Origin of the sequence: Streptomonospora nanhaiensis (assembly GCF_026642255.1) — a bacterium.
In the GTDB taxonomy this organism is placed as follows: domain Bacteria; phylum Actinomycetota; class Actinomycetes; order Streptosporangiales; family Streptosporangiaceae; genus Nocardiopsis; species Nocardiopsis tropica.
The window spans coordinates 4,984,791-5,004,369 of sequence record NZ_CP113264.1 but is presented as its reverse complement, the minus strand read 5'-3'; the positions used below and the strand labels follow the sequence as shown (position 1 = coordinate 5,004,369).

19 protein-coding genes are annotated in these 19,579 nt (G+C 74.8%); 9 read left to right on the top strand and 10 right to left on the bottom strand.

The features are described from left to right. Window positions 1-188: 188 nt before the first annotated feature. The gene (locus OUQ99_RS21650) at window positions 189-1,364 is read left to right on the top strand and encodes an MFS transporter (protein WP_267945628.1); all 1,176 of its coding nucleotides are present in this window, start codon (window positions 189-191) and stop codon (window positions 1,362-1,364) included. Between the two features lie 228 nt (window positions 1,365-1,592). Beyond that, on the top strand, window positions 1,593-2,195 hold the full coding sequence (locus tag OUQ99_RS21645; RefSeq protein WP_267945627.1) for a DUF1707 SHOCT-like domain-containing protein: 603 nt from the start codon (window positions 1,593-1,595) through the stop codon (window positions 2,193-2,195). A gap of 69 nt (window positions 2,196-2,264) precedes the next feature. On the opposite strand, the gene OUQ99_RS21640 is transcribed toward OUQ99_RS21645, so the two are convergent. Genes OUQ99_RS21640 through OUQ99_RS21625 form a run of 4 tightly spaced genes read right to left on the bottom strand, consistent with a single transcriptional unit; the run spans window position 2,265 to window position 6,182 of the window. Next, window positions 2,265-3,026, bottom strand: coding sequence for a triose-phosphate isomerase (locus OUQ99_RS21640; RefSeq protein ID WP_267945626.1), 762 nt, complete (start codon window positions 3,024-3,026; stop codon window positions 2,265-2,267). Then, window positions 3,023-3,484: a ribose-5-phosphate isomerase gene (locus OUQ99_RS21635; RefSeq protein ID WP_267945625.1), complete on the bottom strand. Its 462-nt coding sequence runs from the start codon at window positions 3,482-3,484 to the stop codon at window positions 3,023-3,025. Before OUQ99_RS21635 ends, OUQ99_RS21640 begins: the two co-directional genes overlap by 4 nt. Continuing rightward, the gene (locus OUQ99_RS21630) at window positions 3,484-5,214 is read right to left on the bottom strand and encodes a dihydroxyacetone kinase family protein (protein WP_267945624.1); all 1,731 of its coding nucleotides are present in this window, start codon (window positions 5,212-5,214) and stop codon (window positions 3,484-3,486) included. Before OUQ99_RS21630 ends, OUQ99_RS21635 begins: the two co-directional genes overlap by 1 nt. Beyond that, window positions 5,211-6,182 carry a sugar phosphate isomerase/epimerase family protein gene (locus OUQ99_RS21625; RefSeq protein WP_267945623.1) on the bottom strand — a complete coding sequence of 324 codons (972 nt, stop codon included), beginning with the start codon at window positions 6,180-6,182 and terminating at the stop codon, window positions 5,211-5,213. The genes OUQ99_RS21630 and OUQ99_RS21625 overlap by 4 nt, the downstream gene beginning before the upstream one ends. 175 nt (window positions 6,183-6,357) lie before the next feature. Between OUQ99_RS21625 and OUQ99_RS21620 the strand changes: the two genes are divergently transcribed. From OUQ99_RS21620 to OUQ99_RS21590, 7 genes are all read left to right on the top strand, one after another. After that, window positions 6,358-7,092: a GntR family transcriptional regulator gene (locus tag OUQ99_RS21620; protein WP_267945622.1), complete on the top strand. Its 735-nt coding sequence runs from the start codon at window positions 6,358-6,360 to the stop codon at window positions 7,090-7,092. Between the two features lie 209 nt (window positions 7,093-7,301). Next, window positions 7,302-8,267, top strand: coding sequence for a tripartite tricarboxylate transporter substrate binding protein (locus tag OUQ99_RS21615; protein ID WP_267945621.1), 966 nt, complete (start codon window positions 7,302-7,304; stop codon window positions 8,265-8,267). After that, window positions 8,264-8,824, top strand: a complete 561-nt coding sequence (locus OUQ99_RS21610) for a tripartite tricarboxylate transporter TctB family protein (protein ID WP_267945620.1) — start codon at window positions 8,264-8,266, stop codon at window positions 8,822-8,824. The genes OUQ99_RS21615 and OUQ99_RS21610 overlap by 4 nt, the downstream gene beginning before the upstream one ends. Beyond that, window positions 8,821-10,416, top strand: coding sequence for a tripartite tricarboxylate transporter permease (locus tag OUQ99_RS21605; RefSeq protein WP_267945619.1), 1,596 nt, complete (start codon window positions 8,821-8,823; stop codon window positions 10,414-10,416). The genes OUQ99_RS21610 and OUQ99_RS21605 overlap by 4 nt, the downstream gene beginning before the upstream one ends. Before the next feature lie 70 nt (window positions 10,417-10,486). Next, the gene (locus OUQ99_RS21600) at window positions 10,487-11,497 is read left to right on the top strand and encodes a 4-hydroxythreonine-4-phosphate dehydrogenase PdxA (protein ID WP_267945618.1); all 1,011 of its coding nucleotides are present in this window, start codon (window positions 10,487-10,489) and stop codon (window positions 11,495-11,497) included. Between the two features lie 255 nt (window positions 11,498-11,752). Next, window positions 11,753-12,523, top strand: coding sequence for a hypothetical protein (locus tag OUQ99_RS21595; protein WP_267945617.1), 771 nt, complete (start codon window positions 11,753-11,755; stop codon window positions 12,521-12,523). Beyond that, window positions 12,472-12,795, top strand: coding sequence for a hypothetical protein (locus OUQ99_RS21590; protein WP_267945616.1), 324 nt, complete (start codon window positions 12,472-12,474; stop codon window positions 12,793-12,795). Before OUQ99_RS21595 ends, OUQ99_RS21590 begins: the two co-directional genes overlap by 52 nt. A gap of 78 nt (window positions 12,796-12,873) precedes the next feature. On the opposite strand, the gene OUQ99_RS21585 is transcribed toward OUQ99_RS21590, so the two are convergent. From OUQ99_RS21585 to OUQ99_RS21560, 6 genes are read right to left on the bottom strand one after another with little or no spacing between them, the layout of a single operon-like run. Next, a complete protein-coding gene (locus OUQ99_RS21585; RefSeq protein ID WP_267945615.1) occupies window positions 12,874-13,494 on the bottom strand; it encodes a bifunctional 4-hydroxy-2-oxoglutarate aldolase/2-dehydro-3-deoxy-phosphogluconate aldolase in 621 nt (206 codons plus the stop codon). Next, window positions 13,491-14,948: a mannitol dehydrogenase family protein gene (locus OUQ99_RS21580; RefSeq protein ID WP_267945614.1), complete on the bottom strand. Its 1,458-nt coding sequence runs from the start codon at window positions 14,946-14,948 to the stop codon at window positions 13,491-13,493. Before OUQ99_RS21580 ends, OUQ99_RS21585 begins: the two co-directional genes overlap by 4 nt. Next, window positions 14,945-15,886, bottom strand: a complete 942-nt coding sequence (locus OUQ99_RS21575; RefSeq protein ID WP_267945613.1) for a PfkB family carbohydrate kinase — start codon at window positions 15,884-15,886, stop codon at window positions 14,945-14,947. Before OUQ99_RS21575 ends, OUQ99_RS21580 begins: the two co-directional genes overlap by 4 nt. Next, window positions 15,883-17,094, bottom strand: a complete 1,212-nt coding sequence (manD, locus tag OUQ99_RS21570) for a D-mannonate dehydratase ManD (RefSeq protein ID WP_267945612.1) — start codon at window positions 17,092-17,094, stop codon at window positions 15,883-15,885. The genes OUQ99_RS21575 and manD overlap by 4 nt, the downstream gene beginning before the upstream one ends. Beyond that, complete coding sequence (locus tag OUQ99_RS21565) at window positions 17,091-18,164, bottom strand: L-idonate 5-dehydrogenase (protein WP_267945611.1); 1,074 nt, start codon at window positions 18,162-18,164, stop codon at window positions 17,091-17,093. Before OUQ99_RS21565 ends, manD begins: the two co-directional genes overlap by 4 nt. Continuing rightward, window positions 18,161-19,543: an MFS transporter gene (locus OUQ99_RS21560; RefSeq protein WP_267945610.1), complete on the bottom strand. Its 1,383-nt coding sequence runs from the start codon at window positions 19,541-19,543 to the stop codon at window positions 18,161-18,163. The genes OUQ99_RS21565 and OUQ99_RS21560 overlap by 4 nt, the downstream gene beginning before the upstream one ends. Window positions 19,544-19,579 lie beyond the last annotated feature (36 nt).

Below are 19,579 nucleotides of genomic sequence, written 5' to 3'. Positions count from 1 at the left end.
ATCAAGGGCGACCCCGGGCCCGCCGGAGCCCCGCGGGCGCGGGTGGAGCGGCCCGGGCCCGGGGCCGCCCGCCGGTACGCGAGGGGTGTCATGGGATGATCCGCTCACACCTGGGATTTCTGTGTCTCTTGGGATTATTGGGACTCTTGGTGTGCATGGAATGAAAGCGGTTGTCTGAAGGGGGCTTCATGGGGGTCGGGCGGTCACCGGGACAGGCATGGCTGTGGCCGCTCCTGGCAAGCGTGGTGCTGACCCACACCGCCCTCAACCTCGCCCGGCCGCTCATCTCCTACCGGACCATCGCCATCGGCGGGGACGCGGTGGCGGTCGGCCTGGTCACGGCCGCGTACGCCCTGCTCCCCCTGCTCATCGCGGTCCCCCTGGGCCGGGCCACGGACCGCTCCCGGCGCACCGCCTGGATCGTCGGGCTGGGGGCGCTCATCCTGGCCGTCGGCTGTGTGTTCCTGGCGGTCACGACGGGCCTGGTCTCCCTCGCGGTCGCCAGCACGGTGGTCGGCGTGGGCCACCTGCTGTGCATGGTCGCGGGCCAGGGGCTCATCGCGCGGTTCTCCCCGCCGGAGAACCTGGACCGCGACTTCGGCTGGTTCACGGCCGCCGCGTCGCTGGGCCAGCTCGTCGGCCCGCTGATCTCCGGCGCGGTCCTCGCCGACGCCTCCGGTCCGGCCCTGCTCTCCGCCACGTCGACGGCGCTCGTGATCGCCTGCGCCACCGCCGTCCTGGGCTTCCTGCCGATCCTCTTCCTGCTGCGCCTGCGCTCCCCGGCCCCCTCCGGGGGCGTCGCCCCCGGGCCCGTCCCGACCCTGTCCCTCCTGCGCAGGCCCGGTATGCCGTCCGCGCTCCTGGCCAGCCTGGCCCTGCTCTCGGCGGTGGACATCCTCACCGCGTACCTCCCGCTGATCGCCGAGAGCCGGGGCATCCCGCCCGTGCTCGTGGGGGTTCTGCTGAGCCTGCGGGCGGGAAGCTCCCTGCTCTCGCGGCTGATGCTCTCCCGGCTGCTCACGCGCTGGTCGCGCAAGCAGCTGATCGTGGCGAGCACCGCCGTGGCGGCGCTCGCCCTGGCGCTGGTCGCGGTGCCGAACGGCGGGCCGGTCGCCCTGGGGGCCGTGCTCGTCGCGGGCGGGTTCCTGCTGGGACTGGGGCAGCCCCTGACCATGGCGGAGGTCGCCACCGCGGCGCCGAAGCAGGCGAAGGGCGCGGCCCTGGCCCTGCGCATCTGGGGGAACCGGCTCGGCCAGGTGGCCATCCCCGCCGCCGCCGCGGCGATGGCGGGGACCGCCGGAGCGCCCGGGGCGCTGCTGTTCTCGGCCGCGGTCCTGTTGGCGGCGGCGGTCACGGCCGCCTGAGCGGGGCCCGCGGCGGAAAGCGCGTCCCCGACCGGGTCGCCCCGCGCGGCACCGCCCCCACGCCTGCCGGGGACGACGAGCGGGCGGCGGACGGAGTGCCGCCGCACGTGCGGGCCGCCTCCGCCCGTGTGCGCGAGGGCGCCCTCGCGCACCCGCGGGCACTCCCGGCGGTCCGGACAGCGGTCGGCATGTGTCGTCCCGGTCCGCCGCCTGTCTATCCTTGTGGCCATGACCTCCCAGCCTTCGGAACCCTCTCCGCGCCCCGCCCCCACAGGAGGGCTCCGCGCCTCCCACGACGACCGGGAAGCGGTGGTGGAGCAGCTGCGCGACGCGGCGGCCGAGGGCCGCATCGACCTCGACGAGCTGGACTCGCGCCTGGAGCAGGCGCTGAGCTCCAAGACCCACGCGGAGCTGGCTGTCCTGACCGCCGACCTGCCGAGGCCGGAGTCCGCCGTGGACCTGCCGCCGCTGGAGCTCAACGGCGGCATGCACGGCGCGTCCCGGGGCCCGGGACGCTGGGAGGTCCCCGGGCACGTGATCGCCCACGGAGGCATGGGCGGCGTGAAGATCGACTTCTCCCGGGCCGAGTGCCGCCTCCCGGAGGTCGTGGTGGAGGCGTACGGTGAGGCGGCCGGTGTCACGATCGTCGTCCCCGACGGCTGGGCCGCGGAGACCGGCGGGATGAACCCCGGGCTCGGCGGCCTGAAGGACAAGACCACCCCCGACCGGCTTCCGGGAACCCCCTTGATCCGCCTCACCGGTTCCGGCGGCATGGCGGGGGTGGTCATCCGCCACCCCAACCGCTGGGAACGGCGCAAGCTGCAGGGCTGACCGGGATCCGGGAAGAGCCCGGGGCCCACGCCGGTCTCCTGGCGCGGGTCCCGGGCCCGCCGGCGGCCGTCACGCCCTCGCGCCCGCGTGCCGCCGCCCGGCCTCCAGGATCCGCAGGTACCCCTCGACCTCCCAGGCGGCCCGGCCCACGAAGAGGCCTCCCACCCCGGGCACGCCGAGCAGGCCGGCGGCGTTGTCCGGGGAGACGGAGCCGCCGTACAGGATCCCGCCCACCCGGCCGCCCCACTCGGCGGCCAGCGCCTCGTGCACCGGGGCCACCTCCTCCGGGCGCGGCTCACGGCCGTGCTCCCCGATGGCCCACACCGGTTCGTAGGCGATCAGGGCCCGCTCCAGGCCGTCGGCCAGGTCGGCGAAGGCCGCCTCCGCCTGGCGGAGCACGTGCCCGACCGATCCTCCGCGCTCGAACACCTCCGCGCTCTCCCCGCAGCACACCAGCGGTGTCAGTCCGTGGCGCAGGACCGCACCGACCTTGAGGCGTACCGTCCCGTCCGTCTCGGCGAAGTGCGCCCGCCTCTCGGAGTGGCCGATCTCGACGATCCGCGCGCCCGCGTCGGCTGCCTGGGGGACGGAGAGCTCGCCCGTCCAGGCGCCCCCGTCCGCCCAGTGGGCGTTCTGGACGCCCGTGCGGACGGGGGACCCGTCGAGGACCGCCGACACCTCGGCCAGGGCGGTCGCCGGGGGGATGACGAACGCCCGCACCCCGGGCACGCCGTCGCCGAGCGCCGAGCGCAGGCGCGTCGCGTAGGCGACCGACTCGGCCCGCGTCTTGTTCATCTTGAAGCTGGTGCCGATCCAGAGGGGGTGCGTCACGGGCCCTCCGCCCCGGGCTCGTAGGAGCACAGGGCGCGCACCTTCTCCGCGGAGGGGGAGGACGCGTCGAAGGTGTAGGTCAGCCACTCGCGCACCAGCCTGCGGGCGAGCTCCCGGCCCACGACCCTCTGCCCCAGGCAGAGCACCTGGGCGTCGTTGGAGAGCACGGACCGCTCCACGGAGAACGAGTCGTGGGCGGTCACGGCCCGCACCCCCGGCACCTTGTTGGCGGCGATGGCCACGCCGAGGCCGGTCCCGCACACCAGGACGGCGCGGTCGACCCGGCCGTCGGCGACGAGCCGGGCCGCCTCGACCGCCACGTGCGGGTAGTCGGTGTCCTGGCCGGGGCCCACCCCGACGTCGATCACCTCCGTGACCGCCGCGGTGGCGGCGAGGTCGTTCCTGAAGGCCTCCTTGTAGTCGAAACCGGCGATGTCGGAACCGACGGCGACGCGCATCAGTGGTTCTCCTGTCCGAGGTGGGGTGTGAGTGCGGTGAGGACGAGTGCGAGGGAGACCGCGCCCGGGTCCGGGGTGCCGAGGCTGTTGTCGCCGTGGGCGCGCGCCCGGCCCAGGCGGGCGGGGATCGAGGCGGTCGCCTCCGCCGCCAGCCGCGCCGCCTCGGCCGCCGCGGCCCACGCCCGGGCCAGGCCGGGGCCGCCGGCCTCCGACTCCAGCCGGTCCGCGAAGGGGACGGCCGCGTCGACGAGCGTCTTGTCGCCGGGCCGGGCCCCGCCGAGCCGCACCACGGAGTCGACCGCGGCCCGCGCGCCCGCCGCGACCCGTGCCCGGTCGGCCCCGCCGCTGTCGCCCAGCGCCGAGCCGAACGCGGTCAGCGCCGCCCCCCAGAGCGCTCCGGACGTGCCGCCCGCCCGCTCCGACCAGGCCGCCCCGGCCCGGGCCAGGACCGTGCGGGCGCCCGCGCCGAGTCCGACGGCGTGCTCCGCCGCGGACAGGGCCGCCTCGGAGCCGCGCCGCATGCCGATCCCGTGGTCGCCGTCGCCGGCCACGGCGTCCAGCTCGCCGAGCCTGCGCTCGTGGGCGGCGACGGTGTCGCGCACGGTCCCCAGCGCCGAGGCGATCCGCGCCCCGAGTTCCCGCGAGGGCCCGTCGCCCGGGACCACCGGGGGAGTGCTGCGGGACTCGGTCGGGTCGTCGGTCCGGGGCGGGCGCGGCGGCAGGTGGCCGCGGCGGAAGGCCGGGGTCACGGCCGGAGCCGCCCACAGCCGCTCCAGCTCGGGGTCGAGGAACATGAGGGTGAGGGACAGCCCCGCCATGCCCAGGCTGGTGACCTGCTCGTCCACCACCGGGGCGATGACGGAGAGGCCCTCGGAGGAGAGGCGGTCGGCCACCCGGCGGTGGACGACGTACAGCTCCTCGTACTTGGTGGCGCCGAGCCCGTTGAGCACCAGCGCCACCCGGTCGGACCCGTCGACGGCTCCGGCGGCGGCGCCGCGCTCGGCCAGGATTCCGTCCACCAGGAGGTCGGCGACCTCGTCGGCGGTCGGCAGGGGGCGCTGCTCGATGCCGGGTTCGCCGTGGATGCCGAGTCCCACGCCCATCCGGCCGCCGTCGACGGTGAACAGGGGGCGCTCCGCCCCCGGGAGGGTGCAGCCGCCGAAGGCCACGCCCAGGGACCGGGTGGCGGCGTTGGCCCTCAGCCCCAGCCGGTGCACCTCGTCCAGGGTGTGTCCCGCCTCGGCCGCCGCGCCCAGGACCTTCAGGACCGGCAGGTCGCCGGCCACGCCCCGCCGCCGCGCGGTGTCGTGCGCGGGCCCCGACGCCACGTCGTCCGTGACGGCGAGCACCCGGACGTCCACGCCCTCGGCGCGCAGCTGCTCGGCGGCCTGGCCGAAGTGGAGCACGTCGCCCGCGTAGTTCCCGAAGCCGAGGACCACGCCGCCGCCGTTGTGCGCCGCGCGCGCCACCGAGCAGATCTGGGAGGCCGAGGGCGAGGAGAAGACGTTGCCGCACGCGGCGCCGTGGGCGAAGCCCGGCCCGACCCATCCCGCGAACGCGGGGTAGTGTCCGGTGCCGCCCCCGAGGACGGTGGCGACCTGGCCCTCGGGGGTCGCGGACGCGCGCACGACGCCCCCGTGCACGGCCCGGACCTCGTCCGGGTGGGCCGCGGCGAACCCCGCGAGGGACTCGTCGGCGAAGTCGGCGGGGTCGTTGACGAGGAGGGTCACGGCCGTCCCTCCCCGCGGGAGGCGTCGGCCGGGGGGAGCTTGGCGGCCAGGAGCCGCCGCAGGTAGTCCCTGTTGCGCGCGGACACGCCGAGTCCGTCACCGCCGTAGTGCTCGGTGCAGATCGGGCCCTCGAACCCCGCCCGCAGCACCAGTTCGACCGCGCGCCTGTAGTCGATGACCCCGCCCTCCAGGGGGGCGGGCACCGTGAAGTAGGCGCCGGTGGCCGGGTCGAAGTCGCGGTGGTAGTTCTTGACGTGCCAGTAGTCGACGTACGGGAGCACCGGGCGCAGCAGCTCCTCCCAGGGCCGGACCGGCCGGTGCAGGCGGACCAGGTTGCCGAGGTCGGGGTTGAGCCCGACGTCGGGCAGCCCGATGTCGCGGACCAGGCGCACCGCGCTCTCGGGGGTGCCGAGGTAGGTGTCCTCGTACATCTCCAGGGACAGGCGCAGCCCGTGGTGCGCCGCGCGCTCGCCCACGGCGCGCAGGCGTTCGACGGCCAGGGCCCAGGTGCGCTCGTCGCCCTCCGGGTCGGCGGCTCCGGGTTCGTGCCAGAACCACAGGGCGTCGCGCTGGGCCGGGGTCAGCGGCCGGTGCAGTCCCGCGCAGACGACGGTGGCGCCCAGGTCGGCCGCGGCGTCGACGGTGCGGAGCAGGTAGGCGAGGTTGTCCTCGGCGACGGCCGGATCGGGGTCGATCACGCTGCGCCTGGTCACCGAGACCGCCGAGATGCCGAGTTCGAGGCTCTTGAGGGTGTGCGCCAGCTCCTCCCGCCGGGAGGCGGAGAGGTCTCCGGGGCGCAGCCAGCTGTCGGTGAGGTCCACGTGGTCGAACCCCTCGGCGGCGACCTCGCCGAGCACGGCGGCCCAGGTCGAGGCCGGGGCGTCCTGGACGGATCCGCCCTCGGGGGAGGAGCCGGGGAACTGGAGGAGCGCGGCGCCGATCGGCCAGTCCTCTGCGGTGTGGGGCATGCTCGTCTCCGGGGGGTCGCGGGCCGGGAGGCCGTTCGGTCCGGGGGCGGTGGCGGACGCCGAGCGAGGGCACCACCTCTTCCGCCTTGGAATCATAGAACCTATAGGATATTTCCGATACTGGACAGTCCCTGTTTCGCGAGAAGGCGCGCCCCCGGGCTAGGATCGGGAGGAGATGAACGACAGAGAGACCACCTCCCCCGCCGGGGCTACGCCCGCCAAGAGCGCCGTGGTGGCCCGCCGTGCCCTGCGCGACGGCGTGTACGACGCGATCCTGGAGAAGCTCCTGGACGGCTCGGCGCCGCCCGGGAGCTCCCTCGGCATCGACCCGCTCGCCCGCGAGCTGCAGGTCTCGCCGACCCCGGTCCGCGAGGCGCTGGTGCAGCTGGAGCACACCGGCCTGGTGTCGAGGGTCGCCCTGAAGGGCTACCGCGTGGCCCCTCCGCTCTCGCCGGAGCAGCTGCGCGAGCTCTTCGACATGCGCGGGATCCTGGAGGTCGCCGCGGTGGAGCGCGCCGCCGAGCGCGCCGAGGACCTGCTCCCGGAGCTGCGCGTGGCCCACGCCCAGCACGTCCTGGCCGCCCACAACGTGCGGCAGCGCAGGGGGGACGGCGAGCGGCCCCCCGACTACGCCGACATGCGCGAGTACTTCGCCGCCGACTGGGAGTTCCACCTGACGATCATCAGGGCCGCCGGCAACCGCTTCCTGACCGAGGCGGCGGAGTCCTTGAACACCCACGTCCACCGGCTCCGCCAGACCGCCCACCACGGGATCCTGGACATGGACCAGGCCCTGAGCGAGCACGCCGCGATCCTCGCGGCCTTCGAGTCCGGGGACCGCGAGCTCCTGCGCTCGACCATGCGGGACCACCTGTCCGCCGTGGCCCACCGGGTGTCCGTCGACGGCTGACCGGAGCGGTACGACACCGTCGCGGCCGGGGGGCGCGTTCCGTACGGAACGCGCCCCCCGGCCGCTTCACATTCCGTTCACTTTGTTTCGCCCTCTTGTCAACACCAGTTCAGAGCCCTAGCTTGTTCCCATATCCAATAGGATCTTCGATGTTGCGCAGGTTGCGCCTCGGAGAAGTCCGTCCACCCCCCGGACGCAAGAGGGCCGACATGAAGCCACCACTGCGCATGGCACTGGCCGCGTCGAGCGCCTGCACCCTGCTCGCGGGGTGCTCGATGCTGAACACCACCCCCGCGATCCCCGACGACTGGACCCCCCGGGGCTCGGTCTCCGCACTCGTCGCCTTCGCCCCGGGCGGGGGCAGCGACCGCTCCGCCCGCGTCGTCGCCGAGTCGCTCAACGACCTCGACGCGGATTTCAACGTCAACGTGCAGAACCGGGAGGGCGGCTCGGGCGCGGTCGGCTGGGCCACCTTCCTGGCCGAACAGGGCAACGGCAACGCGCTGCTGGTCGCCGAGAGCGCGCTCAACACGCTGCCCCTCGTCTACGACGTGCCCTTCACCTACCGCGACTTCACCCCCCTGGTGATGTTCGCCGAGGACTCCCGCATGGTCGTCGCCGACGCCGACGCACCCTACGAGACCTGCGCCGACCTCGTCGAGGCCGGCCGGGACGCGCCCGTCAGGACCGGCTCCAGCGGTCGGACCGGCGCCGACGCCCTGGTCACCGCGGAGTTCGAGAGGAACGGCGGACAGTTCTCCGTCGTGCCCTACGGCTCCACCGGCGAGGTCCTGACCGCCCTCATGGGCGGGCAGATCGAGGTGGCTCCCGCCAGCGCCGCCTCGGTCAGGCCCTACCTGGAGAGCGGCGACTTCAAGGCCCTGTGCACCCTCACCCCCGAACGCTACGACGACCCGCTCATGGGCGGGGTCCCCACCGCCCTCGAACAGGGCCTGGACGCCGAGGTCACCATCTGGCGCGGGGTCCTCGCCCCCGACGGCATCTCGCGGGTCCAGCGCGACTACTGGGTCGACGCGATCCTCGACGCCATGGACTCCGACCTGTACCGGGACTACATCGAGGACGACCTCCTCCTCCCCGCCGACCTCGCGGGCGAGGAGTTCGAGGACTACCTGGACGACTACGACGCGCAGATGCAGGAGGTGTTCCGATGAGCGGCCCCGCGACCGGCGCGCCCCGGGGGGAGACGGCCCCGGCCCGGGCCAGGCCCTCCGTGCTCGCCACCCACGCGGTCCTCGCCTGTCTCGGCGGGTTCTTCTTCCTCGGGTCGTTCTCCTACCCGTGGACCACCGTGGAGGACGGCACCGTCGGCCCCGGGGCGCTGCCCCGCGTCGCCGGACTGGCCCTCCTGCTGATCGGGCTCGCCATGCTGCGCCGGGAGGCGCGCACCGGGACGGTCCTGGAGGGCGACGGCCACGTCGAGGAGGAGACCGAGCGCACGGACGCGGAGCACAGGACGGTCCGCCGCAAGCTGGCCGTCGTCTCCGCCGCGCTGGTGGCCACGGCGGTGCTGATCCCGTTCCTGGGCATGCTGCCGACCCTCGCCGCCCTGACCCTGTTCCTGACGATCTCCGTCGAACGGCTCCGGTGGCCGGTCGCCCTCACCGCCTCCCTGGGGGTCCTGGTCGTGTGCTACCTGCTGTTCGGCGTCCTCCTGCGGGTCCCCCTGCCGCTCGGCGTGTTCGACCCGGCCCTGTGGGGTGCGGTGTGATCGACAACCTCACCCTCGGCTTCGCCGCGGCGCTCACCCCCGAGAACCTGCTGTGGTGCTTCGTCGGCGTCCTGCTCGGCACCGTCATCGGCATCCTCCCGGGCCTCGGGTCGGCCACGGGCGTGGCCATCCTGATCCCCGTCACCCTCACCTTCGAGCCCCTGACGGCGCTCATCATGCTGGCCGGCATCTACCACGGCTCGCAGTTCGGGGCCACGATCACCGCCATCCTGGTCGCCACCCCGGGCGAGGCCTCGTCGGTGGTCTCGACGTTCGACGGCTACCGCATGGCGCGCGCCGGCCGGGCCGGACCCGCGCTGGCCATCTCCGCCCTGGGCTCCTTCGCGGCCGCGTTCATCGCCCTCGTCGCCCTGACCACGCTGGCGCCCGTCTTCGCCGACGCCGCCCTCGGGTTCGGGCCGCCCGAGATCCTGGCGGTCATGGCCCTCGGACTGTGCACCATCATGGTCTTCTCCGGCCGCAACCTCATGATGGGCGCCGCCCTCGGACTGGCCGGCATCCTGGTCTCCAGCGTCGGCGTGGACGTCGGGTCGGGGACGCCCCGGTACACCTTCGACCAGGTCTCCCTCTTCGGAGGGCTGCCCTACGTCGAGGTCATGATCGGCCTCTTCGCCATCGGGGAGCTCCTCAACCAGCTGCACCGGGGCATGGCCACACCGATCCGCGCCCGCTTCCGCGACCTCCTCCTGACCAGGGAGGACATCAGGCGCTCCGTTCCCGCCACCGCGCGTGGAACGCTCGTCGGCTTCGTCCTGGGCTGTCTGCCGGGCGCCGGGACCACGCTCGCCTCCTTCATGGCCTACGGGGTGGAGAAGCGCTTCTCCAGGAACCGCGACCAGCTCGGCACCGGCGCCATCGAGGGCGTCGTGGCCCCGGACGCCGCCACGAGTTCGGGCTCCAACGCCAACTTCATCCCCACACTGGTCCTGGGCGTGCCGGGCGGGGCCACGACGGCGGTCCTCCTCGGCGCGTTCCTGGTCTACGGCATCCAACCGGGCCCGCTGCTCTTCGAGGAGCAGCCCACCCTGGTCTGGGGCCTGCTGGCGTCGTTCTTCATCGGCAACGCCCTCCTGCTCCTGCTGAACCTGCCGCTCGCGCCGGTCTTCGCCCAGCTCCTGCGCATCAGGTACTCGGTCCTCTACCCGCTCATCATCGTCACGAGCCTGGTCGGGGCCTACTCGGTCAAGAACAGCATGCTGAGCGTGTGGATCGTGGTCGTGTTCGGCTTCGTCGGGTACGCGATGAAGCGCATGAACCTCCCCGTCGCGCCGTTCGTCCTGGGCCTGGTCATCGGTCCGCTGTTCGAGACGGCGCTGGTCCAGACGTCGGCGCTCGGCGAGGGGGAGATCCTTCCCCTGCTCGCCTCCAGCGGCCCCGCGGTCGCCATCCTCGCGCTGGCGCTCGCGCTCGTCGTCGGCCCCGCTGCGGTGCGCGCCGTCCGGAGCCGGACACGGGCGCGCCGCTCCCCGGAGGCGTCCGCCGGGGCGGGAGGCGGAGCCCCCGACGCGGGGGCCGGTCCGGCCCCGGGCGGGGAGGAGGTCCTGGACGCTCCCCGGCGCCCGGACGACTGACACGACGACCCGGGCCCGGACCGGGCCCGCCCCCGAAGCACAGAGCACGAGCCCCACCGGAAAGGCAGCCATGACCACCACCCCCATCACGCGCCCCCGCGTCGCGATCACCCTCGGGGACCCGGCCGGCATCGGCCCCGAACTGATCGCCGGACTGCTGTCGCGGCGGGAGAACACCGAGGCCGCCGACATCGTCCTGGTCTCCGACGCGGCCGAGCTGAGGGCGGCGGGAGAGGACGCCGGGGCGCCCGTCGCCTACGGTGACGCGCCCGGCACGGGACTCCCCGTCCTGTACGACAACGGCGCCGCCCGGCCGCCCGGGACGGCCGACGGCTTCGAGCGCGGCAGGGCCACCAGGAACGGAGGGCTCTGGGCGCTCGCCAACCTCTCCACCGCCCTCGACATGGCGAAGGACGGCACGGTGGACGCCATCCTGTTCGCGCCCCTCAACAAGTCCTCGCTGCACCTGGCGGGGATGACCGAGAACGACGAGCTGCGCTGGTTCGAGGAGGTCCTGGGGGTGGAGTCCTTCACCTCCGAGCTGAACGTGCTGCCCGGCCTGTGGACCGCCCGCGTCACCTCGCACGTCTCCGTCGCCGAGGTCGACGCGGGCATCACCCGCGGCAACGTGGTGGAGGCGGGCCTCCTCCTGGACCGCGTCCTGCGCGGATCGGGGTTCGAGGCCCCGCGGATCGGCGTGTGCGCCCTCAACCCGCACGCGGGGGAGAACGGGAGGTTCGGCCGCCACGAGATCGACGTCATCGGCCCCGCGGTGGGAGACCTGGCGGCCCGGGGCGTGGACGCGACGGGCCCGTTCCCGTCGGACACGATCTTCCTGCGGGCCAGGGCGGGCGAATTCGACGGGATCCTGACGATGTACCACGACCAGGGGCAGATCGCCATGAAGCTGATGGGCTTCGACGGCGGGGTCACCATCGCGGGCGGCCTCCCGGTCCCCATCTGCACCCCGGCCCACGGCACCGCGTTCGACGTGGTCGGCAAGGGCGTGGCCGCCACCGGGTCGGTGCAGAACGCCTTCGACCTGGCGGTCGCCCTCGGAGGACGGAGGTCTCCGGCCTGAACCCCGGTCCGCGGACGCCCCGGCCGTCCGCGGCCGGGGCGTCCACGGCTGCCCGCCGGCTGTCCCGCCCCCGGCAGGTCCGCCGCCCGCCGACCGGCTGGTATCGTGCCGAACCCGCTGATCCCCCCGGAACCGGGCACGCGATCGGGACGTGCGCGGCGCAGCGGACCACCGAACCACCGAACCGGCGCGGCGGCGGCCCCACCGGGTCGCGCCCCGGCCGTTCCGGTGCGAGAGACGAGGGACGGGGCCGACATGGCGGGCAGCGCGGAGGACCGGGTCGCCCCGGTCCCGGGGGAGGACGAGGCCCCGGGCCTGCTGGGGGAGGCGCTGGCGACCACCGTCCGCCTCCGGCGCCCCCTGTACGGCTCCGCCCTGGCCGTGACGGCCCTGGCCGCCTGCGGAGTGGCCGCGATCGCCGTCCTGGGCCTCGCCCTGACCTGGGACGCCTTCGAGCTCCTGCGGGAGCGCGTGCGGTCCAACCAGGAGGCGGAGGTCCCCCCGTTCTCCGCCACGGGCGACATCGACGTCGCGTTCACGCTGAACGGGATGCTCGTGGTGTCCCTGCTGCTCCTGCTCGCGGCCGCGGTCCTCACCCTGCTGTACACCGCGCACGCCGTCGCCGTGCGGGACGCCCGGTCCGGCCGCGGGACCCCTCCCGCCGACGGCCTGTGGCGGCGCGCCCGTCCGTACATGCTCCGCGTCCTCGCGACGCAGCTGGCCGTCGGGCTGGGCGTCGTCGTCGCCGTCCTGGTGGGGGCCTTCCTGTTCGACTCCCTGGCGAGCGGCCTGATCCCCGGAATCGAGCGGCCGGGCGCCCCCTTCACCGGCTTCGGCGCGGCGGACTGGGCGGTGGGCCTGGGCCTGCCCCTCGCCGCCGGGGGCGTGGGTCCCTACCTCGTGGTCCGCCTCTCCCTCGCTCCCGCCGCCGTGGTGTTCGAGGACGTGCGGACGGCAGGGGCGCTGCGCCGCTCGTGGAGGCTGACGGGCGGCGCGCGGGCGGGGCCCTCGGCCTCTGGCTGCTGATCGCGGCGGCCGTCGCGATCGCGTTCACGCTCCTCCTGGTCGCGGCCTCGCCCCTCGCCGCCCCGGCGGGGGAGGCCATGATGCGGCTCAGCGACGGGAACAGGTTCACCACCGCGACCCTGGTCCACTACCTCCCGGCCGCGATCGCGCTCGTCCTGCTCCCCCTGGCGGTCGTGCCGCCGGTGGGGGCCGCGCTCCCCGTGCTCTACGCGCGCCTGCGCGCCCGCGAGGAGGGGCGGGCCCCGCACCCGGTCCCGCCGCCACCGTCCTGAGGCCCCCGGAGGGGTCGTCCGCGGCGGCGGAACCGCCGGGACGCCGGCCGGAGACGCCGCCTCCGGCCGGGCAGCGGGTCAGCGGAGCGCGGCCGCTCCGGCGGCGAGCCGGGTGACGCGCTCCCAGTCCCCGTCCCGGACCGCGTCCGGCGGGGTGAGCCAGCTCCCGCCCACGCACGCCGCGTTGGGCGCCGCCAGGTAGTCGGGGGCGCTGTCGGCCGTGATCCCGCCGGTCGGGCAGAAGACGACGTCGGGGACCGGCCCGGCCACCGCCCGGAGGAACCCCGGACCCAGGACCGAGGCGGGGAAGGCCTTCTGCGCCAGGAACCCCTCGTCCCGGGCCGCCAGGACCTCGCTCACGGTCGCCACCCCGGGCAGGGCGGTGATCCCGCTCCGGGCGAGGTGCCGCAGCAGGCCCGGCGTGGTGCCCGGGGTGACGAGGAAGTCGGCCCCGGCCTCGACGGCGTCGTCCGCCTGGCGGGGCGTGAGCACCGTCCCGACCCCGACGAGCATGCCGGGCACCCCACGGGCGACCGCGCGGACGGCGGCGAGGGCCCCGGGGGTGCGCAGGGTGAGCTCGACGATCCCCACACCGCCCGCCAGGAGCGCCTCCGCCAGGGGGACGGCCCGGCCGGGGTCCTCGACCGTGACCACGGGGATGACCGGAGAGCGGTCCAGGACGGTTTCCGTCGGCGTCACAGCGCGATCTCCTTGCCCAGCGCGAGGGTGTCCGCGGAGTCGATGACCCCGTACCAGTGGGCCACGAGCCCGGTGAAGAGCCCGTCGGCGACGAGCTCCCCGGGGAAGATCCCCGCCTCCATCAGCCGGGGGACCACGTCCGCCGCGCGCCTGCGGTCGGGCAGCAGTCCGGCCAGGGTGGCGGCCAGGGGGTCCTCCACCCGGGGGCCGGCCGCGGCGACGTGGTGCATCCAGGCCGCCACCGCCAGGGCGCTCCAGCGGGGCTCGTCTCCCCGGTCCAGCACCGCCCGGACCGTGGGGAGCAGGCGCGGCCCGATCTTCTGGGAGCCGTCGGCCGCGACCTTGGCGGTCGTGTGGCCCAGGGCGGGGTTGGCGAACCGGGCCAGGACCGACTCCGCGTAGGCGGGGCCGTCGAGGCCGTCCGGCAGGCGCAGCGAGGGCAGGGCCTCCTCGTGGACGAGCCGGTGCGCCGCCTCCGCCGCGACGGGGTCCGCCGCGCACGCGGCGATGGTGCGGTGCCCGAGGGCGAGCCCCAGGTAGGCCAGCAGCGAGTGGCCGGCGTTGAGGACGCGGAGCTTGGCCTCCTCCCAGGGGCGGACGTCGCCGGTCAGGAGAGCCCCCGCGCGCTCCCACGGGGGGCGGGCCGCCGCGAAGCGGTCCTCGACCACCCACTGGCGGAAGGGCTCGGCGATCACGGCGGCCTCGTCGCGCAGGCCCAGGGCCCCCTCGACCAGGTCGAGGTCCTCCGCGGTGGTCGCCGGGACCATCCGGTCGACCATCGTGTCGGGGAAGGAGACCGACTCCGCCGTCCAGGCCCGCAGCCGCTCGCCCTCGGCCCCGGGCAGGGCGTCGGCGAAGTCCGCGACCAGCGACCCCAGGCGGTCCCCGTTCCCGGACAGGTTGTCGCAGGAGACCACGGAGACCGGGCCCGCGTCGCGGAGCATGCGCAGCTGGAGGCCCCGCGCGATCCGGCCGACCGCGGTGAGCGGGGGAGCGCCCTCCAGGTCCGCGCGCACCGCCGGGTCCCGCACGTCCAGGCGCCCGGTCAGGGGGTCGGCCCGGTAGCCCTTCTCGGTGACGGTGAGGGTCACGACCCGGGTGCCCGGGGCCGCGACGCGCTCCACCACGGCCAGGGGGTCGCGCGGCCCGGCGAGCGTCTCGGTGACGGCGGAGACCACGCGGGAGGCCCCGCTCCCCGGGCCGCGCTCCGTGACGGTGAACAGCCCGTCCTGCGGGGCCATCTGCTCCCACACGCGTGCCGAGCGCCCGGTCACCGCGCTGATTCCCCAGGAGGTGTCCCCGGTGGCCAGCATGGCGTCCTCGGTGTAGACGGCCGTGTGGGCGCGGAAGAAGGCCCCCGCGCCGAGGTGGACCACCCCGGTGCGCAGGGCGCCGCGGTCCAGGGACGGGGAGCGCCCGGAGCGGACGAGCGAGTCCAGGGTCAGTCTGCTCATCGCCGTGCTCCCGTCCGCGCGGCGTGGGCGCGCGCCTGCTCCAGGGTGGGGAGCAGCCCCGTCCCGCCGCGGCCGCCCACGTTGAGGCTGGCGGCGGCCGCGGCGAGCCGGGCGGCGTTCGCGAACCCGTCGCCCAGGACCATGCGCGCGGCCAGGGTTCCCAGGAACGCGTCCCCGGCGCCGGTCTGGTCCAGGACCACGGGCGCCGGGACCGCGTCGACCCAGGTCTCGCCCTCCGCGGTGGCCAGGTGCACGCCGCGCGAGCCGCACGTCACCGCCACGTGCCGGGTCCCCGACTCCAGGAGGCGCCGGGCGGCCTCCGCCGGGGAGGCGCTCCGCAGCAGGGACGAGGTCTCCCCCGGATGGGAGGGGGTGACGAGGTGGGCGAGGGGCGCGAACTCGGCCAGGACCGCGGCCGCGGCCTCCCGCGTGGTCAGCGCCGGCCGGTGGTTGGGGTCGAACACGAACCTGCGGGCCAGGCGCGCCGCGGCCCGGACGGCCTCGTGCGCGCTCCCGGAGACGGCGCAGGCGATGCCCGAGGCCACGACCGCCCCGGCGGCGGCCAGGGCCTGTTCGTCCAGGTCGGCGGGGCACAGCGTCGATCCGACGCTCCCGCTGCGGGCGTAGGAGAACGCCCGCTCCCCCTCGGGGTCGCTGTGGACCAGGTAGACGCCCTGCTGTCCGGGACGGAAGCGCAGCAGCGCCGTGGAGACCCCCAGTTCGGCGACGCGGTCGGCGATCGACCGCCCCAGGGGGTCGTCGGTCAGGACCGCGGCCAGGCCGGTCCGGGCGCCGGCCCGGGCGGCCGCCGCGGCGACGTTGAGGGCGTCGCCGGACACCCCGAGGCGGGCGGGGACCCCGTGGGCCACCGGCTCGTCGGTGGCCACCTCCAGGAGGATCTCCCCCAGGACGACGACGTCGAGTTCGTGAGCGCTCACCAGTCGTGCACCGTTCCGTCCAGACGCCGGTTGACCGGCAGGTACCGGGGGTCGTAGGGGTGGCGGGAGGCCGCCTCCTCGTCGAACTCCACGCCGAGGCCCGGCGCCTCGCCCGGGTGCATGTACCCGTCGGAGAAGGTGTAGCCGGTGCGGAACACCTCCTCGAAGGGGCCCGTGTGGCCCATGTACTCCTGGATACCGAAGTTGGGGATGCTCAGGTCGACGTGCAGCGCCGCCGCCATGGCGACCGGCGACAGGTCACCGGCGCCGTGGGACCCCGACCGCACCCCGTACAGGTCCGCCAGCGAGAACACGCGGCGCAGGTGGGTGATGCCCCCGGTGTGGGAGACCGAGGTGCGGATGTAGTCGATGAGCCGTTCGGTGATCAGCTGCTGGCAGTCCCAGACCGAGTTGAAGACCTCGCCGACCGCGACGGGGGTGGTGGTGTGCTGCCGGATCAGGCGGAAGGCCGACTGGTCCTCCGCCGGCGTCGGGTCCTCCATCCAGAACGGCCGGTAGGGTTCGAGCGCCGCGCCCAGGCGGCCCGCCTCGATCGGGCTGAGCCGGTGGTGGACGTCGTGGAGCACGTGCGTGCCGTAGCCGAACTCCTCGCGGATGTGCCGGAGCATCTCCGGCGCGAAGTCGAGGTAGAGCGAGGTCTCCCAGGAGTCCTCCTGGGGCCGGTTGGCGTTGGCGGGCTCGTACACCCGGCCGCCGGCCCCCGCGATGCCGTAGGTCTTGTCCAGCCCGGGCACCGCCGCCTGGACGCGGATCGCCTTGTACCCCAGGTCGAGGTGGCGCTGGAAGTCCTGGGACAGGTCGTCGAGCGAGGATCCGCTGGCGTGGCCGTAGACCATGACGCCGTCGCGTGCGGCGCCGCCGAGCAGCTGGTAGACGGGCATCCCGGCGGCCTTGCCCTTGATGTCCCACAGGGCCACGTCCACGGCCGCGATCGCGGTCATCGTGACCGGGCCGCGCCGCCAGTAGGCGCCCTTGTAGAGGTACTGCCAGGTGTCCTCGATGCGGCGCGCGTCGCGGCCGATGAGGAGCGGGCACAGGTGGTCGCGCAGGTAGGAGGCGACCGACAGCTCGCGCCCGTTCAGGGTGGCGTCGCCGACGCCGGTGACGCCGTCCTCGGTCTCGATGACCAGGGTGACGTAGTTGCGGCCGGGCGAGGAGACGACGACGCGCGCGTCCGTGATCTTCACAGGAGGTCCTTCCGGGGGTGTGCGGGATCGGTGGGGTCGGGGTCCGGGCCGAACCGCAGCATGACCTTGCTGCTTCCCGAGGCGGGGTCGGCGGCGACCCGCATCGCCTCCTCGGCGCGGTCCAGGGGGAAAGTGTGGGTCATCAGCGGGCGGACGTCGAGGCCCTCGGCCATCGCGGTGAGGGCGTCGTCGATCTCGTGGGAGAAGCGGTAGGAGCCCTTCCACGTGATCTCCCTGGTGACGAGGTCGCCCAGGACCGCGGCGGCCTCCGTGCCGGGGAGGTTGCCCACCTGGACGACCGTCCCGCCCCGGGCGGTCGAGCGCAGCACGGGGCCGAGCGCCCCCGGCGCCCCGGACGCCTCGATGACGATCTCGGCGTCCTCGGGGAGCGGCTCGCCCAGCGAGACGTCGCGGAGCCCGTCCGCGCCCATGGCCCGGGCGACCGCCAGCGACGCGGGACTGATGTCGGCGACGGTGACCCGTCCGGCCCCGGCGTGCTTGAGGGCCGCGGCCACGAGGCAGCCGATGGGCCCGGCGCCGTTCACGGTGACGTCCCTGCCGGCGACGTCCCCGGCTCGGGACACGGCGTGCAGGGCCACGGCCAGGGGCTCGGCCAGAGCCCCCTCGCGGGTGCCGACCCCCGCGGGGAGGGGGCGCAGCTGGTCGGCGCGCACCGCCCTGAACTCGCTGAAGCCGCCGTCGGTGTGCGGGTGGAACGCGGCCGATCCGAAGTACCGCACCCGCGGGTACAGGTTGGTGCGTCCGGCCAGCCTCTCGGGCATGCGCCCGTCGCCGACGAGTTCGGCCGGATGCACGGTGACGGGCAGGCCCTCCTCGACGCCGCTCACGCCGGGGCCGACGCGGGCGACGCGTCCGGCGATCTCGTGTCCCAGGACCAGGGGGTCGCGCAGGACGGCGGTGCCGGAGCGCCCGTGGCGCCAGTAGGCGAGGTCGGACCCGCAGATCCCGCCCCATTCGACGGCGACGACCACGTGCCCCTCCGGGGCGACGGGGTCGGGGCGCTCGTCGACCCGCAGGTCTCCGGCCCCGTGGACGGTCACGGCCCTCATACGGCGTCCTCCAGTCGGACCAGGTCGCGTCCGCGCACCTCGGGCATGAGGTACGTGGAGACGAGCGTGATCAGCGAGTAGGCGATGATCATGGCGGCCAGGGGCCACCAGGACCCGGTCACGGCGGTGAGCGTCGCGGCGAGCACCGGGCCGATGGCCGTGGCGAGGACGCCCCCGATCTCCTTGGCCAGGGCCAGCTGGGTGAAGCGGGTGCGCGCCCCGAACAGCTCGGCCATGGTGACGCTCTCCACGGAGAACAGGCCGAGGACCGAGAGGTTGAGCCCGACGACCATCGCGACGGTCACGAGGACGACGTCGCCGGAGTTGATCATCAGCATCATGGGCACGGCGAACAGCATGCTCGCGATCGTCAGGCAGAAGTAGAGGGGGCGGCGGCCGAAGCGGTCGCCCAGCACACCGACCAGGGGGACGGTGACGAAGCCGAGCAGGGAGCCGTACACGATGGCGGAGGTGCCGACCGAGCCGTCCATCAGCAGGGTGGCGCTGAGGTAGCCGACCAGGAACGTCTGCACGATGCCGGAGTTGCCCGCCTGGCCGAAGCGCAGGCCCAGGGCGATCAGGAAGGCGCGGCCCTTGCGCTGGTGGAGCGCGGCCTCCAGGGTGCTCTTGTCCTTCTCGACGGCGGTGGCCGCGAGTTCCTCGCGGGACATGGCCACGCCGTCGACGATGTCCTCGCGCTGCTCGAAGACGGGGCTCTCCTTGACGGAGTGGCGGATCCACAGGGCCAGGAGCAGGAGGAGCGCACTGGCCAGGAACGGGATGCGCCAGCCCCAGGCCAGCAGTTCGGCCTCGGAGAGGGCGAACACCAGGACGGCCCAGATCGCCGAGGCGGCCAGGGTGCCGGAGTTGGTCCCCAGGCACACCAGGGAGGCGATGAACCCGCGCCGCCGGGCGGGCGCGTACTCCGCGAGCATCACCGTGGCGCCCGCGATCTCGGCGCCCGCGCCGAAGCCCTGCGCCAGCCGCAGGCCCACGAGCATGATCGGGGCCAGGAGCCCCACCTGCTGGTAGGTCGGCAGGGCGCCGATCAGCGTGGTGGAGACGCCCATGAGCGCGACGGTGATGAACAGGACCTTCTTCGGCCCCAGGCGGTCGCCCATCCGGCCGAAGTAGACCGCTCCGGCGAGGCGGGCGACGTACCCGACGCCGTAGGTGCCCATCGCCGCGATCAGGCCGACCGCCGGGTTGAGGTCGGGGAAGAAGATCTGGTTGAAGACCAGGGCTGCGGCCAGGGAGTAGAGCTGGAAGTCCATGAACTCCATGGCTGTGCCGAGCCATCCGGAGACCGAGGCCTTCGTGAGGTCCCGTGTGCTGCGTTCGCCCTGCCCCACGGGGGTGGGAGGCGCCTGTTCGGTCATGGGAGGTTCCTTCGTCGGGCGGCTTCGACCTGCGGT

Excerpts from the sequence above, each read along its gene's own strand:
- OUQ99_RS21650 (WP_267945628.1), top strand. The coding sequence starts at position 189 with ATGGGGGTCGGGCGGTCACCGGGACAGGCATGGCTGTGGCCGCTCCTG.
- OUQ99_RS21645 (WP_267945627.1), top strand. The coding sequence starts at position 1,593 with ATGACCTCCCAGCCTTCGGAACCCTCTCCGCGCCCCGCCCCCACAGGA.
- OUQ99_RS21635 (WP_267945625.1), bottom strand. The coding sequence starts at position 3,484 with ATGCGCGTCGCCGTCGGTTCCGACATCGCCGGTTTCGACTACAAGGAG.
- OUQ99_RS21625 (WP_267945623.1), bottom strand. The coding sequence starts at position 6,182 with ATGCCCCACACCGCAGAGGACTGGCCGATCGGCGCCGCGCTCCTCCAG.
- OUQ99_RS21620 (WP_267945622.1), top strand. The coding sequence starts at position 6,358 with ATGAACGACAGAGAGACCACCTCCCCCGCCGGGGCTACGCCCGCCAAG.
- OUQ99_RS21615 (WP_267945621.1), top strand. The coding sequence starts at position 7,302 with ATGAAGCCACCACTGCGCATGGCACTGGCCGCGTCGAGCGCCTGCACC.
- OUQ99_RS21610 (WP_267945620.1), top strand. The coding sequence starts at position 8,264 with ATGAGCGGCCCCGCGACCGGCGCGCCCCGGGGGGAGACGGCCCCGGCC.
- OUQ99_RS21600 (WP_267945618.1), top strand. The coding sequence starts at position 10,487 with ATGACCACCACCCCCATCACGCGCCCCCGCGTCGCGATCACCCTCGGG.
- OUQ99_RS21595 (WP_267945617.1), top strand. The coding sequence starts at position 11,753 with ATGGCGGGCAGCGCGGAGGACCGGGTCGCCCCGGTCCCGGGGGAGGAC.
- OUQ99_RS21580 (WP_267945614.1), bottom strand. The coding sequence starts at position 14,948 with ATGAGCAGACTGACCCTGGACTCGCTCGTCCGCTCCGGGCGCTCCCCG.
- OUQ99_RS21565 (WP_267945611.1), bottom strand. The coding sequence starts at position 18,164 with ATGAGGGCCGTGACCGTCCACGGGGCCGGAGACCTGCGGGTCGACGAG.
- OUQ99_RS21560 (WP_267945610.1), bottom strand. The coding sequence starts at position 19,543 with ATGACCGAACAGGCGCCTCCCACCCCCGTGGGGCAGGGCGAACGCAGC.